Source organism: Aeromonas sp. s1(2024) (assembly GCF_040908005.1).
Taxonomy (GTDB): Bacteria; Pseudomonadota; Gammaproteobacteria; order Enterobacterales; family Aeromonadaceae; genus Aeromonas; species Aeromonas caviae.
The window spans coordinates 1-16,204 of record NZ_JBFOCW010000082.1 but is presented as its reverse complement, the minus strand read 5'-3'; the positions used below and the strand labels follow the sequence as shown (position 1 = coordinate 16,204).

14 protein-coding genes and 1 tRNA gene are annotated in these 16,204 nt (G+C 56.3%); 7 read left to right on the top strand and 8 right to left on the bottom strand.

Translation table 11 applies throughout. The annotated features are described in order from the left end of the window. Nucleotides 1–90 precede the first annotated feature (90 nt). The 5 genes from AB5Y70_RS19245 to rfaD all read right to left on the bottom strand — a co-directional run bounded on the left by AB5Y70_RS19245 (nucleotide 91) and on the right by rfaD (nucleotide 4,939). Entirely contained in the window at nucleotides 91–645 is a 555-nt protein-coding gene (locus AB5Y70_RS19245) for an acyltransferase (RefSeq protein ID WP_180343592.1), read from the bottom strand. Between the two features lie 69 nt (nucleotides 646–714). Continuing rightward, nucleotides 715–1,935 (bottom strand): O-antigen ligase, encoded by a 1,221-nt coding sequence (locus tag AB5Y70_RS19240; RefSeq protein ID WP_064339114.1) that lies wholly within the window; start codon nucleotides 1,933–1,935, stop codon nucleotides 715–717. Continuing rightward, nucleotides 1,932–2,654: a glycosyltransferase family 25 protein gene (locus AB5Y70_RS19235; RefSeq protein ID WP_064339113.1), complete on the bottom strand. Its 723-nt coding sequence runs from the start codon at nucleotides 2,652–2,654 to the stop codon at nucleotides 1,932–1,934. Before AB5Y70_RS19235 ends, AB5Y70_RS19240 begins: the two co-directional genes overlap by 4 nt. 210 nt (nucleotides 2,655–2,864) lie before the next feature. Then, nucleotides 2,865–3,986 carry a glycosyltransferase family 4 protein gene (locus AB5Y70_RS19230; protein WP_081250410.1) on the bottom strand — a complete coding sequence of 374 codons (1,122 nt, stop codon included), beginning with the start codon at nucleotides 3,984–3,986 and terminating at the stop codon, nucleotides 2,865–2,867. Next, the gene (rfaD, locus tag AB5Y70_RS19225; protein WP_010672430.1) at nucleotides 3,983–4,939 is read right to left on the bottom strand and encodes an ADP-glyceromanno-heptose 6-epimerase; all 957 of its coding nucleotides are present in this window, start codon (nucleotides 4,937–4,939) and stop codon (nucleotides 3,983–3,985) included. The genes AB5Y70_RS19230 and rfaD overlap by 4 nt, the downstream gene beginning before the upstream one ends. A 154-nt stretch (nucleotides 4,940–5,093) precedes the next feature. Between rfaD and AB5Y70_RS19220 the strand changes: the two genes are divergently transcribed. From AB5Y70_RS19220 to AB5Y70_RS19200, 5 genes are all read left to right on the top strand, one after another. Continuing rightward, entirely contained in the window at nucleotides 5,094–5,738 is a 645-nt protein-coding gene (locus tag AB5Y70_RS19220) for a TetR/AcrR family transcriptional regulator (RefSeq protein WP_102948993.1), read from the top strand. A gap of 183 nt (nucleotides 5,739–5,921) precedes the next feature. After that, nucleotides 5,922–7,112 carry a glycine C-acetyltransferase gene (locus AB5Y70_RS19215; protein ID WP_049636419.1) on the top strand — a complete coding sequence of 397 codons (1,191 nt, stop codon included), beginning with the start codon at nucleotides 5,922–5,924 and terminating at the stop codon, nucleotides 7,110–7,112. An 89-nt stretch (nucleotides 7,113–7,201) separates the two neighbouring features. After that, the gene (tdh, locus tag AB5Y70_RS19210; RefSeq protein WP_010672427.1) at nucleotides 7,202–8,227 is read left to right on the top strand and encodes an L-threonine 3-dehydrogenase; all 1,026 of its coding nucleotides are present in this window, start codon (nucleotides 7,202–7,204) and stop codon (nucleotides 8,225–8,227) included. A gap of 219 nt (nucleotides 8,228–8,446) precedes the next feature. Beyond that, complete coding sequence (locus AB5Y70_RS19205; protein ID WP_164882974.1) at nucleotides 8,447–8,899, top strand: cytochrome c5 family protein; 453 nt, start codon at nucleotides 8,447–8,449, stop codon at nucleotides 8,897–8,899. 84 nt (nucleotides 8,900–8,983) lie between these two features. After that, on the top strand, nucleotides 8,984–11,287 hold the full coding sequence (locus AB5Y70_RS19200) for a bifunctional diguanylate cyclase/phosphodiesterase (protein WP_052814996.1): 2,304 nt from the start codon (nucleotides 8,984–8,986) through the stop codon (nucleotides 11,285–11,287). Here the strand turns inward: AB5Y70_RS19200 and rep are convergent. Beyond that, complete coding sequence (rep, locus tag AB5Y70_RS19195; RefSeq protein ID WP_043155654.1) at nucleotides 11,274–13,286, bottom strand: DNA helicase Rep; 2,013 nt, start codon at nucleotides 13,284–13,286, stop codon at nucleotides 11,274–11,276. The two genes, AB5Y70_RS19200 and rep, sit on opposite strands and share 14 nt — an antisense overlap. Nucleotides 13,287–13,438: 152 nt before the next feature. Here rep and AB5Y70_RS19190 point away from each other — a divergent pair, with 152 nt between their 5' ends. Beyond that, the gene (locus AB5Y70_RS19190) at nucleotides 13,439–14,659 is read left to right on the top strand and encodes an aminotransferase class V-fold PLP-dependent enzyme (protein WP_049636416.1); all 1,221 of its coding nucleotides are present in this window, start codon (nucleotides 13,439–13,441) and stop codon (nucleotides 14,657–14,659) included. Between the two features lie 13 nt (nucleotides 14,660–14,672). Then, nucleotides 14,673–15,107, top strand: a complete 435-nt coding sequence (locus AB5Y70_RS19185; RefSeq protein WP_049636415.1) for a SufE family protein — start codon at nucleotides 14,673–14,675, stop codon at nucleotides 15,105–15,107. 21 nt (nucleotides 15,108–15,128) lie between these two features. Here AB5Y70_RS19185 and tcdA read toward each other — a convergent pair whose 3' ends face one another. Both tcdA and AB5Y70_RS19175 read right to left on the bottom strand, forming a co-directional pair. Next, nucleotides 15,129–15,965 carry a tRNA cyclic N6-threonylcarbamoyladenosine(37) synthase TcdA gene (gene tcdA / locus AB5Y70_RS19180; RefSeq protein ID WP_049636414.1) on the bottom strand — a complete coding sequence of 279 codons (837 nt, stop codon included), beginning with the start codon at nucleotides 15,963–15,965 and terminating at the stop codon, nucleotides 15,129–15,131. Nucleotides 15,966–16,112: 147 nt separating this feature from the next. After that, nucleotides 16,113–16,189 (bottom strand) — tRNA-Asp (locus tag AB5Y70_RS19175). Nucleotides 16,190–16,204 lie beyond the last annotated feature (15 nt).

Genomic DNA, 16,204 nt, shown 5'->3' with positions numbered 1-16,204 from the left:
AAGTATGGGTAATAATTGTTGAAGGCGGCGTTGATACATTATTATTATTGACTCATGTTATTGGATATGAATTTTAAAAAAACAATTATATCAGTATGTTAATTCTTTTCGCCAACTAACGTTCTTGGATACCTCTCGTGCGGGGCAGCCTACCGCGACAGTATTTCCCTGAACCTTATTAGTGACAACAGAATTTATTCCAATAACACAACCATCCCCAATATCCCCCCCCTTTAGGACAACAACGCCATCGGCCAACCATACTTTATTACCAATTGTTATATTTTTTGCATAATTCATCCTTTCTCCACTTCTAATAATATCATGCCCATCCGACGTCATTACCTTCACATTCCTTGAAAACATACAGTAATCACCTATCGTCAAACTAATATCTCTTTCACGACAAGAAAGGTATGTATTCTCGCCAACAACCGTATTGGCACCAATATTTATATGGCAATTAATACCATCAATCTCTATGTTAACCCCCCTTAGATTTACATCAGGATGGAGTGTCAGCGAACAGCCATGTCCCTTTAGGGATATTTTGCATCTTCTCACCCGTACTCGCCCAGAAATATTTATTTCATTTCCAGGCTGACAATAAATTTTATTCCTAAGCCATAGGCGGATTTTGTTCAAAAAAAACGACACATGAACCTCAATATATTGTAAATGAAAATAACATTCAAACCAGAATAAAATATTTTATCATAGTTGTGTTTTTTTATAATCACATGATGTTAGATATATTACCGCTGAGTATAATATTATTACATAAATTATTCCTGTATGTATTAATGGTACATCTGTTAATCCTGCAATAAGGCACACACTACTAATTGAAATACACAAAAAACCCTGTGGGGTACATTGCAACCCATACAGTAAATAAGGTGACATAAAAATAACGAAAACTATTAATAAGCCAGGCACACCATAGCGCACATAGCTATCAAGATATTGATTATGATAGTGTGCATTTTTAAATGAGAGAACTGCACTGGTTATCACACCTTGTTGATATTGCTGCTCCATTATATTTTGGTAGCCTTTGGTACCCACTCCCATCAAGGGGTGAGCTTTGATTATTTCTATCGCTGAGTGCCATAACTGAAGCCTGATACCGATAGATGTATCTTTATTACCCGCCGATATTTGTGTGATTTCTTGCCTGGTTTCATCAACTCTTTGTTCAATCGCGGGAATTAAAGATAGCAACACTAACATGGCTAATGCAACGACCGCCATTGAGGCCATACGGCGCACAGTCCATTTTTTCAATTGGTAACACACCAATATAATCGCAGTAAAAATAAGTGCTAGCCAAACCCCCCGCACCTCGCTCATGACGATTGCAAAGACTGAGCCAATAATAGACAACCATACCAATAAATTTACATTTCTGTTTTGATTATTCAGAACAGTATAGATGGCGATTAACAATGTAATGGCAACGTATAATGCAAATGGAATTTGATTAATGACACCACCAACCCTTCTGATATCCAACACCGCATACTCATAGAGCCCCACAGCACCAGCAACACAACCACCAAATAATATCACCAACAATACCATCTGCTTTTGTATCCTATGCCAAGGCACAACAAGCAGGTAAAGCAGTGATACTAAAATAGCACGAGGGGCACTAAATACCTCTCCACGAAAAATATGGTAACCAGCAAAAACAACTGCAATTAGGATCCAAAAAAACATTATCCTCTTTATTTCAGGGTTATTTAAATTTGACCATAATATCTTTCTAGCAGTAAATAGAGAAATTATAAACATAGCCACTACAAGACGAGAGATATAATGTTTCCCATCCTCAGTATTAAATGCCAAGCATGATAATATCAACATTGGCAAGAGATAATAAGCATGCAACATATAGCTTACAATCTTTTTGTTTTTACAGATGGTGATCATAATCCATCTTTTCCTGTCTTTCTAAGATAGGCAAGCTTAATCATTATCTTTTTATAGAGTGTATACAGCTCTCGGCTTGGTTTCCTGTACCAGGCTGTTTTAGAAAATCCAAGTTGGACTGTTGTAGGCACAACCTCATCATGAGCAACAATGCTAGGCTCAATAGCATAAGAGGTCATATTATGTAGATAGGCTAACCCAACAAAACAATCTACAGGCAATGACCACCTGTGTTTGATTAATTTAGCAGCGGATTTTGGTGAGATTGCATAGCCCCTCATTCCCCCAAAATTATCTTCCATCATCAATATTTTGTAATTTTCTCGCACGGATACCAGCTGTGTTTTCCCCCGAATGACAGGCTCCAGCCTAATAAATCCAAATTTATTTACATCATCAGCAATCATATTAATTGTCTTCTTAAAGGATGGGAGCAAAATAGCATCATCCTCTAACACCACAATGGATTGATTGATGGCAACACTATGCATCCAGAGTAAATAGTGACTGGCATAACAACCCATTTCACCACGCGTCGGCATTTTGCCACTGGTCAACCATAAACATTTTTTATAATTATAATCAGCAAAAAGTGGGTGCTCAAACTGACCATCTACCGCATCAAAAAATTCAAAATCAACACCGTGACTAGCCATTTGCTCGATGACTCGTTGGCGTCTGGCTGGTGAACGCTTGAGACTAATGACATAAATTTTCATTTGATGACTAACCTTCTAAAGGCATCATTATCCCGAGTTTTTCTCCATAACCAAAATACATCGGAATAGAGGGAAATAACAATACGGAGGAAATAGAATAGGATTTAAACATTGAAATGGTAGATTGTGACCACCACATAGAGATAAGTGAGGTATATATTTGTGATTTAGAAAAGCAGAAGGCTCTCTTTGGTATATCGGCAAACAACATCAAGATAACCCTTGGTATATATCAATCAACAAATCCAGATGCAGGGACATATCAAATTTTTGCTCGGCCCGCTCGCGAGCCAATTTCCCCAGGCGCTCACTTAATTCAGGATCTCGCAGCAGTACCTTGATCTGCGCAGCGATAACTTGCGGTTGCAATGGCTCGGCCAATAAACCCACACCACCAAGCACCTCTGGCACGGCACCGGTAGTGGCCCCGACGATCGGTTTACCGGCGGCCATCGCCTCGATCACGGTGAGGCCAAATGCCTCGTTATGAGAAGGGATCACCACCACATCCATCGCCTGCAACATACGGGCGGTATCTCGCCGGAAGCCGGAAAAATGCACGACACCACCGAGTTGCCGCTGGGTAATGTCGCACTCCAGCTCAGTGACGAAGGGCTCATCAGCCCCCTCGGTGGCAAGCGTCCCCCCCACCAGCAGCAGTTGAAGGTCGGGGAATTCGGTACGCAGCAGGGCAAAGGCCTCAAGCAGCTCACGCTGCCCCTTGCCGGGACTGAAACGGCCGACCATCCCGATCAGCGGGCCAGTGGGAATACCCAGCTCACCGCGAATAAGGGCTGGCTCTTCCTCGCAAGAGGTCAACTCGGTGCCCAGCCACAGCCGCTGAATACGCTCTGCGGGGAGCGGCAAGGCGGCGCGATTGCGCCTCAGTGTCTCGTCGCTGATGGAGAGCACCCTATCGACCTTGCCGTAGATCCAGCGATGCAACGGATCCTTCTTAGGTCGTTTTGAGCCCATATGCTCGGTGAAAATGAGGCGAAACGAGGAAATAGTGCCAAGTAATGCGGCCAACAGCAGATCGCTGGACTTGTGGCAGTGCACGATCTGGATGCCGCTTTGCTTCATCCAGCGCAGCAGCGCAGGCAGGCGCAAGATGGCCTGATTGCGTGATGCCGCCTCAAACACCTCAAAACCAGCGGCCTTCATATCTGAGGCAACTCGACTACCTGCCAGTGCCAACCCGAACACACGCCAACCTCGCTCTACCAGCCCCTTGCCGACCCGGATAGGGTACATCTCCAACCCCCCCCAACCCTGAGAAAGGCAGATCTGCAATACACTACCCGGCGCAACCACATTTGCCGGAGCGTTCATCGGTTCAACCAGGCCATGTAATCGGCCACGCCTTCGGCCACAGTCTTGAACTCGCCGTCATAGCCGACGCCGCGCAACTTGGTGAGATCCGCCTGTGTGAAGCTCTGGTAGCGACCCTTGAGGTGATCCGGGAAGGGGATGTATTCGATGGCGCCTTTCTGGTGATGCCTGATCACGGCTTCCGCCACGTTCTGGAACGGTTCAGCCCGGCCGGTGCCGCAGTTGAAGATGCCGGAGTGCTGCGGATTCTGCCAGAACCAGAGGTTCACCTTGCAGACGTCGTCCACGTAGATGAAGTCGCGCATCTGGCCGCCATCCGGGAAGCCGTCACAGCCCTCGAACAGCTTGGGATTGTCACCCTGCTTCACCTGGGTATTGAGGTGGAAGGCCACGGACGCCATGGAGCCCTTGTGCTGCTCGCGGGGACCATAGACGTTGAAGTACTTGAGACCCACCACCTGAGAGTTGATCTCCGGCATCCAGCGACGCACGTACTGATCGAACAGCTGCTTGGAGTAGCCGTAGACGTTGAGGGGCTGCTCGAACCTGGGATCTTCGATGAAGTTGTCGTTGCGCCCGCCATAGGTCGCGGCGGAAGAGGCGTAGATGAAGGGGATTTCCCGTTCGATGCAGTAGTGGAACAGATCCTTGGAGTACTCGTAGTTGACCTCCATGATGAACTTGCCGTTCCACTCGGTGGTCGCGGAGCAGGCGCCTTCGTGGAAGATCACCTCGATGCCGTCATCCCACTCCTCGAATTCGTCACCGGAGACGATCCGCGCCTGGAACTCGTCCTTGTCCATGTAGTCGGCGATGGTGAGGTCGACCAGGTTGACGAACTTGGTGCCGTCGGTCAGGTCATCGATGACCACGATATCGGTCCGTCCTTGAGCGTTCAGCTGCTTGACCAGATTGCTACCGATAAAGCCAGCACCGCCAGTTACTACGATCATGGAGTTTGCCTCGCGTACGTTGTGGCCCCGTGTGACTGCCTGTTAAAGCTGTGTATAGTGGGCCAATTTGAAATTGCCGAAAAGTTTATCACGGGCCGCAAGGGGATTCGACCTCGATGACTTTTCCCCTTCGGGCCCGGCAGAGGGAGCAGCGATGAAGACCAGAGACAGGATCATCCACAGCGCCACCGAGCTGTTCAACGATCAGGGCGAGCGCAACATCACCACCAACCACATTGCCGCACACCTTGGCATCAGCCCGGGCAACCTTTACTACCACTTCAGAAACAAAGAAGACATCATCCACTCCATCTTCGATCAGTACGCCCGCCACCTGAGCGACAGCTTCACTCCGATCCGCAGCAGCGAGATCCGGCTGGAGGATCTGATGGGCTACCTGGATGCCATCTTCTATTTGATGTGGCAGTTCCGCTTCTTCTACGCGAATCTGCCGGACATCCTGAGTCGCGACGAGCTGCTGCAGCAGAAATACCTCAAGGCACAGGAGCAGCTCCGTGCCACCGTGGAGACGCTGCTCAGAAGCCTGCGCGAAGGCGGCATCATCGCCGTCAGCGATGAAGACCTGCCGGAACTCGGCCAGACCATCAAGATGGTCGTCACCTGCTGGATCCCGTTCCAGATCGCCCAGGCCCCGGCCACCCGCATCACCAAACCCCTGCTCTACCAAGGGGTCTTGCGGGTGCTGTTTTTGCTGCGCCCCTACGTGCAGCCACAGGTGGCCCCCCAGATACATCAACTGGAGCAACATTATCACCAACTGGCCCAACCAGCCGGGTGAGATCTGTTTCACAATTGTTGATTATCAGCATAAAAATTTGAATTTATACGCAGGGATTACAGTAAAATGTTGCCCATTCTAGGGTCTGTCGGCGTTTCGTCGCGACCGTGACGACGCCGAACCGTGCGGGTTGCACGGCCCGGGATCCTGATAACACAGTCGATACAGCAATGAGGACCGAGGATGTCTAACGGATTCTATCGTCACCTGACCGAACAGCTCGAACAGGTCAAGGCGGAAGGGCTATACAAGCAGGAGCGCATCATCACCTCGGCCCAGCAGGCCCAGATTGCGGTGGGCGGCGAGCAGGTACTGAACTTCTGTGCCAACAACTACCTGGGGTTGGCCAACCACCCCGACCTGATTGCCGCCGCCCATCAGGGGCTCGAGAGCCACGGCTTCGGCATGGCCTCCGTGCGCTTCATCTGCGGTACCCAGGACCAGCACAAGGCGCTGGAGCAGAAGCTGTCCGCCTTCCTCGGCACCGAAGACAGCATCCTCTACTCCTCCTGCTTCGACGCCAACGGCGGTCTGTTCGAGACCCTTTTCGGTGCCGAAGACGCCATCATCTCCGACGCCCTCAACCATGCCTCCATCATCGATGGGGTGCGGTTGTGCAAGGCCAGGCGCTATCGCTACGCCAACAACGACATGGCCGAACTGGAAGCCCAGCTCAAGCAGGCCGATGCCGACGGCGCCCGCTTCAAGCTGATCGCCACCGACGGCGTCTTCTCCATGGATGGCGTCATCGCCGACCTCAAATCCATCTGCGATCTGGCCGACAAGTACGATGCGCTGGTGATGGTGGATGACTCCCACGCCGTCGGCTTCATCGGTGAGAACGGCCGCGGCACCCACGAATACTGCGAGGTGATGGAACGGGTCGACATCATCACCGGTACCCTGGGCAAGGCGCTGGGTGGCGCGTCCGGTGGCTACACCTCCGGCAAGAAAGAGGTGATCGACTGGTTGCGTCAGCGCTCCCGTCCCTACCTCTTCTCCAACTCCCTGGCACCCTCCATCGTCTCGGCCACCATCAAGGTGATCGACATGCTGGCCGAGGGTCACGACCTGCGTGCCCGCCTCAAGGAGAACAGTGCCTACTTCCGCGAGCGCATGAGCGCCGCCGGCTTTACCCTGGCCGGTGCCGATCACGCCATCATTCCGGTCATGCTGGGGGATGCCAAACTGGCCGCCGAGATGGCGAGCCGCATGCTGGACGCCGGTATCTACGTGGTGGGCTTCTCCTTCCCCGTGGTACCCAAGGGTCAGGCGCGCATCCGGACCCAGATGTCCGCCGCCCATACCCGGGAGCAACTGGACAAGGCGATCGATGCCTTCATTCGCATCGGTCGCGAGCTCGGTGTGATTTGATCACATGGCTGGCTGATTAAAACGGGGGCCAAGGTTGGGCCCCATTTTATTACCCTCTGTACCCGGCATGGCGCCGTGAGGAATCTGTCATGAAAGCACTCTCCAAACTCAAATCCGAAGTCGGCATCTGGATGACTGATGTCCCGGCTCCCGAGCTCGGCCACAACGATCTGCTCATCAAGATCCGCAAGACCGCCATCTGCGGCACCGACATGCACATCTACAACTGGGACGAGTGGGCCCAGAAGACCATTCCCGTCCCCATGGTGGTGGGGCATGAGTATGTGGGAGAGGTGGTCGCCGTCGGCCAGGAAGTGCGCGGCTTCGCCATCGGCGATCGCGTCTCCGGCGAAGGCCATATCACCTGCGGCCACTGCCGCAACTGCCGTGCCGGTCGCACCCACCTGTGCCGCAACACCATTGGTGTGGGTGTGAACCGCCCGGGTTCCTTCGCCGAATACCTGGTGATCCCGGCCTTCAACGCCTTCAAGCTGCCGGACAACATCCCCGATGAGCTGGCCGCCATCTTCGATCCGTTCGGCAATGCCGTGCACACCGCCCTCTCCTTCGACCTGGTGGGTGAAGACGTGCTCATCACCGGCGCAGGCCCCATCGGCATCATGGCCGCTGCCGTCTGCCGTCACGTTGGCGCCCGTCACGTGGTGATCACCGACGTCAACGAATACCGGCTGGAACTGGCCCGCAAGATGGGCGCCACCCGTGCCGTCAACGTGGCCAAGGAGAAGCTCTCCGATGTCATGGAAGATCTCGGCATGACCGAAGGGTTCGATGTGGGGCTGGAGATGTCCGGGGTGCCCAGCGCCTTCCAGGACATGATCGACAAGATGAACCACGGCGGCAAAATCGCCATGCTCGGCATTCCTCCCTCCACCATGGCCATCGACTGGGGCAAGGTGATCTTCAAGGGACTCTTCATCAAGGGGATCTACGGCCGCGAAATGTTCGAAACCTGGTACAAGATGGCAAGCCTCATCCAGTCTGGCCTGGATCTCAGCCCCATCATCACCCACCATTTCCATATCGATGACTTCCAGCAGGGCTTCGAAGCCATGGGCTCGGGCAAGTCCGGCAAGGTGATCCTGAACTGGGATTGACGACGCGCGAGGGGCGCCTTGGCAATCAGCGCGCCCTCTTTTGTTCAGCCTCACGAAACCCGGCGCATGCCGGGTTTTTTTATGTGGGATCACCCCTTCCCGCTCTGCCACTTTGTTTGCAGATTGCTTAACACTTCACACACAAGCGTTTAAATGGCTGTAACTATTCGGTTATAATCCCGTCGTTTTCTGGGGATAATAAGAGCCTGCTGGGAGTACATGAGCGTGTTGAAAAAACTGAGCTATTTGCTGGCTGCCGGGATGGCGGCCGCCACTCTGTCCGGCGCCGTCCTTGCCGCCGATGACATGTCGACAGAGGCCATCGCCGAGCGTATTGCCCCGGTTGGCCAGGTTTATACCGCCAAGGATCTGGAAGGTATTGCGACCGCCGCGGCCGCGCCTGCGGCAGCCTCCTCCGGCCCCCGTGACGGCGAGACCGTGTTCAAGGGTGCCTGCTTCGCCTGCCATGATACCGGTGCCGCCGGCGCCCCCAAGCGAGGTGACAAGACCGCCTGGGAGCCACGCATCGCCCAGGGATTCGACACCTTGCGCAAACACGCCATCGAAGGCTTCACCGGCAAGGCTGGCATGATGCCACCGCGGGGGACCTGCGCCACCTGCAGTGACGAAGAGATCGAGAACGCCATTCACTACATGATCGACAAGCTCTAAGTAATTGAAAGGGCTCCTCTTGCAGCCCTTTCAATCCCATCACTTCCGACTACGCTTGAAGGTAAGTTTTTTCGGGAGTGTTGCATGTCAGTTCAGCCCACCACACCGCCAGACTCGCACTCCTTGCTGGCGGTCGTCTCCTCCATCATGGATTTTCCCGCCCCCGGCATTGCCTCCCCCGAGGATTACGCCCGACTGGTCGGTCTGCTGGACACACTCTGCCCTCTGCAACATTTCGCCATGCTGGGGTTGGCCGACGGGGGGCTGAACTGGCGCTACACCTATCAGCTTCCCGACGTGTTCAAGCAACAATTGGGACGGGAAGAACCTCGCCTCACCGAACAGCTCACCCGGCTCGATGAAGGTCAGGGCTGGTGCGTGCAGCCTGTGGAGCATATCGACGTGCAGTGGTTGCTGGCACGCAGCACCCCGGATCAGGCACCCACCCTGAGGTTGCTGTTGGAGTGCCTGGCCAAACGCCTGCACGAAACCCAGACCGGTACCCAGCTGGCGGGGCAGGCTTCCCCTCTCATGCAGCGGGATCCCCAGTGGCAGGAGAAAATCGAGAAGATCGGCCGAGTCATGCGCCTGGCTCACAACCTGCCTCAGCATGCCCTGTTTGCCCAGTTGGAAGCTGTGTTGCGCCAGATGCTCTCGGTAAGCGACATGTTGCTGATCCGGCTGGAAAACCAGCGACTGGAGCGACTCTATCCACCACACCTGACATACGACGATGACATCATTCGGGCCATGTGCCACAGCACCAACAGCGTAGAGCGCCATGAAGAGGGACTTTACTGGTACAGCCTGCCCCTGCGCCAGCAGCAGCAATACTTTGCCCACCTCATCCTCAACATGACCCGGCCTCTGGAAACCGATGACAGGCTGTTCCTCGATTTCCTGCGCCATCAGCTGACCCTGTTGCTGGAGCTCAAAAGGGTGCGACAGCAACTCGATGAGCTCAACTCGGAGGAGTCCATCAACCAGCGACTCCAACAGCTGCGCCAAACCAACTTGAGGTTGCAGAAACGGCTCAAGCATCATCAGGAGCTGGAGCGGCGGCTCCAGTTCAATGCCCTGCACGACCCGCTGACCCAGCTGCCAAACCGGGCGCTGCTGATGAATCACCTGCATCATGCCATGACCCGCTACCGCCGTTACCAGACAGCCGGCTTCACCCTGATTTTCGTCGATGTGGATCACTTCAAGCAGGTCAATGACGCCCTGGGCCACAGTGCCGGCGATCAGTTGCTGCAGGAGCTGGGCAGCAGGCTGCAAGGCTGCATCCGGCAAAATGACATGGTGGCGAGGCTCGGAGGGGACGAATTCGTCATCTATCTGGACAACAGCCAGCGGGAAGAGGACATCAGCCCCGTGCTCAATCGCCTGATTGGCCGTATCGGCCATCCGTTCCGGCTCCAGGGCAACGAACTGACCATCACCGTCAGTCTGGGGGTCGCCAGCGTGACGGAGCAAACGGCCGATGTCAGTGAACTGCTGCACCAGGCAGACCTCGCCATGTACCAGGCCAAGCGCAACGGCCGCAGCCGCATCGTCATGTATTCGGAGGCCTGTACCGAACAGGCGGGGTCACCGGAAGAGCGGCTCTTCAGAGCCTTGCGGGAAGGGCGGATTGTGCCCTACTTCCAGCCAGTGATCAGGCTGTGTGACAGCCGCCTGGTCGGACTGGAGGTGATGGCGCGCTGGATAACGGAGGAAGGGGAGCTCAAGGATGCATTCGACTTCATTCCTCTGGCGGAACAGTGCGGCCTCATTCAGGATCTGGACCGCCAGATCCTCAAGCGCACCTGCCAGCAACTGAAGCTTTGGCAACCCGCCTCCGGGGTCGGTCGTTTCAGGATAGCCATCAACCTCTCCGGCAAGCACCTGGCCAGCCACGAGCAGATCATGCAACTGCTCACCATCATGGAGGAGGAGGGTGTCATCCCCGCATGTTTCATCTTTGAGTTCAACGAACGCGAGCTCTCCCGGCAGAGTGCCGACTCCCTCACTGCCTTGCATGAACTGAGGGCGAAAGGGATCCAGGTCAGCCTGGATGACTTCGGCACCGGCTTCTCTTCCCTCAACGCCCTGTTTCACTTCCCGGTGGATTACATCAAGGTGGACGACAGCTTCACCCATCGCATGTTGAACTCCCCCAAGGATCTGGCGCTTATCCGTGCCATGCGGGACATCTGCCAGGACCTCGACTTCACCCTGGTGGTCGAGGGGATCGAAAATCAGCAGCAGTTGCAAAAGCTCATCGAGCTTGGCTGCGCCCTCGGGCAAGGGCGCCATATCTCGCCCCCGCTGCCGGGAGCCGATATTCCCCCTCTGCTGGGTCAGGCTTCTCGAGAGACCAAGCCTTCCGACCTCAATCCTTCTTGAACAGGGCCCGCAGGTTGGCGACACCAACCTGCCCCTTCTGCTGGCGCTCCTCGGCCGTCACCTTCTTCTGGTTTTCCCACTCCAGGTCATCCTGGGGCAGCTCCAGCAGGAAGCGGCTCGGCTCCGGCCGCACCGACTCGCCAAACTGGCGACGCTCCTTGCAGAGGGTAAAGGTCAGCTCGGTCTGGGCCCGGGTGATCCCCACGTAGGCGAGGCGTCGCTCCTCCTCCACGTTGTCCTCGTCGATGCTGGTCTGGTGGGGCAGCAGCCCCTCCTCCATGCCCACCATGTAGACATAGGGAAACTCCAACCCCTTGGAGGCGTGCAATGTCATCAGCTGCACCTGATCCGCCTCATCCTCCCCTTCGTTACGCTCCATCATGTCCCGCAGGGTGAGGCGAGTCACCACCTGAGCAAGCGTCATCGACTCCTCCAGCTCATCCCCCTCCAGCATCTCGCTGATCCAGCGATAAAGGGTGGAGACGTTTTGCATCCGCATCTCCGCCGCCTTCGGACTGGGGGAGGTCTCGTAGAGCCACTCCTCGTAGTGGATCTCCTTGATCATGTCCCGCACCGCCTCCACCGGATTGCCGCGCAGCGCCTGATCGCCGAGCCGTACCAGCCAGTTGGTGAAGGCCTGCAGGGCGGATAAACCGCGTCCGGAGAGGTGTTGCTCCAGCCCCAGCTCGAAACTGGCGGCAAACAGGCTCTTGCCACGCTGGTTGGCGTACTGGCCCAGTTTTTCGAGGGTGGTGGGGCCTATCTCGCGGCGCGGCAGATTGACCACCCGCAGGAAGGCGGTGTCCTCATCCGGGTTAACCAGCAGCTTGAGGTAGGCCATGATGTCCTTGATCTCGGTGCGGGAGAAAAATGAGGTACCGCCCGAGATACGGTAGGGTATGCGGTTGGTCATCAGCGCCTTCTCGAAAATGCGCGACTGATGGTTGCCCCGATAGAGGATGGCGTAATCCTTGAACCGGGTGCGGTTCATGAACTTGTGGCCCATCAGCTCGGCGGCGATACGCTCCGCCTCGTGCTCCTCGTTCTTGGCAAACAGCACCTTGAGCTTCACCCCCTCGTCCAGCTCGGAGAAGAGCGCCTTGTCATAGACGTGGGGGTTGTTGGCGATCAGGATGTTGGCGCACTTGAGGATGCGCCGCTTGGAGCGGTAGTTTTGCTCCAGCTTGATGAGCCGCAGATTGGGGAAATCTTCGTTCAGCAGCACCAGATTCTGCGGCTTGGCCCCACGCCAGGAGTAGATGGACTGGTCGTCATCCCCCACCACGGTAAAACGGGCCCGCTCGCCGACGATCTGCTTCACCAGTTCGTACTGGCTGGTATTGGTGTCCTGGTATTCATCGACCAGCAGGTAGCGGATCTTGTTCTGCCAGCGCTCGCGCACCTCCTGGTTGCTCTTGAGCAGCAGGGTCGGCATTACGATGAGGTCGTCAAAATCCAGCGCGTTGTAAGCCACCATCTGGCGGTGGTAACGCTCGTAGAGCTGGGCCATCAGCACTTCTTCAGGCCCGCGGGCGATACGCATGGCCCGGGCCGGCAGGATGAGGTCGTTCTTCCAGTTGGAGATCTGGCTGATGAGGGCCGAGAGCTTGTCCTTGTCGTTGTCGAGCTCCGCCTCGGTCAGCTCCTTGAGCAGCGCCAGCTGATCGGTGTCGTCGAACAGGGAAAAGTTGGCCTTGAGGTTCAGGCTCTTGTGCTCGCGGCGGATGATCTCGAGCCCCAGAGTGTGGAAGGTGGAGACCATCAGCCCCCGCGCCTCCTTGCGACCCAGGGTCTGACCGACCCGCTCCTTCATCTCCCGCGCCGCCTTGTTGGTAAAGGTGACCGCCGCTATGTTGCGTGCGTTGTAGCCGCACTGCTGTACCAGATAGGCAATCTTGTTGGTGATGACGCGGGTCTTGCCCGATCCGGCACCCGCCAGCACCAGGCAAGGGCCGGAGACATACTTGACCGCTTCATTCTGATTGGGGTTGAGCTTCATGGGCCGGATCTCTTGGCTTATGATGAGGGGCGGCATTGTAGCAGAGATCCCGCAGGCAGCCGAAACCGGGCACGGGATCCCGCCACTTCATCTTGTGTTTGCCCGCCATTTTCCGGATCATGACCGACTTTTCCAGACGAGATGAGGGGAGCATGAATCAGCAACAGCACGCCCGGCTGCGCGGCCAGTTTCCGGCGTTGGCGCAAGAGGTCAACGGCCACCCTCTGGTCTATCTGGACAACGCCGCCACCACCCAGAAACCGCAAGCCGTGCTGGATGCGATCAATCACTACTATCGGGCCGACAATGCCAACGTGCACCGCGCCGCCCATGCCCTGAGCGGCCGGGCCACACGCGCCTTCGAAGATGCCCGCGAGACGGTTGCCCGCTTTATCAATGCCCCTCGCAGCCACGAAGTGATATGGACCCGTGGCACCACGGAGGCGATCAATCTGGTGGCCCAGAGCTGGGGGATGAGCGAGCTGAGGGCGGGGGATGAAATCGTGCTCAGCACCCTGGAGCATCACGCCAATATCGTCCCCTGGCAGCTGGTCGCCCAGCGTACCGGTGCCGTCGTCCGGGTCATCCCCCTCGATGAGCGGGGCGATCTCGACATCGCTGCCTATCTGGCCCTGCTGGGACCACGTACCCGACTGGTGAGCGTGGCTCACGTCTCCAATGCCCTTGGCACCGTCAATCCAGTCAAAGAGATGGTGGCAGCGGCCAAGGCAGTCGGTGCCCTGACCCTCATCGACGGTGCCCAGGCAGTGGCTCACTTAGAGGTAGATGTGCAGGCCATCGGCTGCGACTTCTACGCCTTCTCCGGCCACAAGCTCTATGGCCCGACCGGCATCGGCGTGCTGTGGGGCCGCACTGAGCTATTGGAGCGGATGCCCCCCTGGCAGGCCGGCGGCGAGATGATAGACAAGGTCAGCTTCAGCGGCACTACCTTCAACACCCTGCCCTTCAAGTTTGAAGCTGGTACTCCTCATATTGCCGGCGCCATCGGCCTGGCCGCAGCCATCGGCTTTGTGATGGAGCAGGACAGGGACTCACTGGCCAGCCATGAAGCAGCGCTGACCGACTATCTGATTGCCGGACTGCAACAGGTGCCAGGGCTGCGTCTGGTCGGCGAACCCGGTCAGCGCGCCGGCGCCGTCTCCTTCCTGCTGGAGGATATCCACCCGCAGGACGCCGCCACCCTGCTCGACATGCAGGGCATAGCCCTGCGGGTCGGCCATCACTGCGCCATGCCGCTGATGGAATCGCTCGGTATCGGCGGCACGATGCGTGCCTCGCTGGCCTGCTACAACAATCGGGACGATGTGGACGCCCTGCTGGCCGCCCTGCACAAACTCAGTGACTTCTTCTAAGGCAGACAATCCAATGAACAGCCTCGCAACCTATACCCGGATCGGCCTTGAGCCCGATGCCGATACCATCCGCCAGCAGTTTGCGGCGGCGAACGGCTGGGAGAACCAGTACCGCCTCATCATACAGCTCGGCAAACTGCTGCCTGCACTGCCCGGCGAATGGCAGCAGGAGGCATTTCGCCTCAAGGGGTGTGAGAGCCAGGCTTGGTTGAAAGGGGAGAAAGGTGAGGATGGTAACTGGCACTTTGCTTGCGATTCCGATGCCCGCATCGTGCGCGGTCTGATTGTCATCGTGCTGGCCGCACTCAACCACCAACCCGCAGCGACGATCCACTCCTTCGACATGGAGGACTATTTCACCGAACTGGGGCTGGAGAAACACTTGAGCCCGTCGCGGGGCAACGGGCTCAGAGCTATCGTGTTGGCAATCCGGGGGCTGGCCGTCTAACCAGCCTTGTCCAGTGGTCGATCAGGCTGCGCCAATCGACCCTGTGTCTTCATTCCCGGCCTCTTTCTCGGCACGGGCTCCCCGCTCTGCAATCTTCTTCAATACCCGGGAAGCCGCGACCAAGCCAAAGGTGGCCGTCACCGGCGTCACGGCACCGAAGCCGGAGGCGCAATCCATCTTCATATTGCCGTCGCTGGCCGCCTTGGCCTGGCAGGTGCCGCCATTGCCATCCGGATAACTCAGCTGCTCGGTTGAGAAGACACACTCCACCCCGAATTTGCGCGCCGGATTCTTGCTGAAGTTGTGCAGTCGGCGCAGGTCGGAGCGCACCTTGGCGGCCAGCGGATCCTGAATGGTCTTGGCCAGGTCGGCCACGGTGATCTGGGTCGGGTCCATCTGCCCGCCGGCACCGCCCGCCACGATCACCGGGATCTTGTTGCGCTTGCAGAAGGCAATCAGCGCCACCTTGGCCTTGACCGAGTCGATGGCATCCACCACATAGTCAAACTCCCGCTTGATATGCTCGCCCAGGTTGTCGGCGGTGACGAAGTCATCCACCTCGATCACCTCGCAATCCGGGTTGATGGCACGGATACGCTCGGCCATCACCTCCGTCTTGAGACGGCCGACGGTGCCCTGCATGGCATGGATCTGGCGATTGGTGTTGGTGATGCAGATATCATCCATGTCGATCAGGGTGATCTGGTTGATGCCGGCCCGAGCCAGCGCCTCGGCCGCCCAGGAGCCGACGCCACCGATCCCGACCACGCAGACTTTCGCCTGGCTGAAAGAGCCAAGGGCACGCTGGCCATAAAGACGGGCAATGCCCCCGAATCGCTGTAGATACTCTGCTTTCATACCACCACCTTGCTTGAGGGCGGCCATTATAGCGGCAACCTCTCTCAGGGGCGATGATCGGATGATAGCGGTGTTGATGAGAGGGAAAAGGAGTGCGGTATCGGAAACGAAAAAAAGCCCAGTCGTTAGACTGGGCTTTTTAAGTAGTGGCGGAGCGGACGGGACTCGAACCCGCGACCCCCGGCGTGACAGGCCGGTATTCTAACCGACTGAACTACCGCTCCGCATTCGGTTAGCTT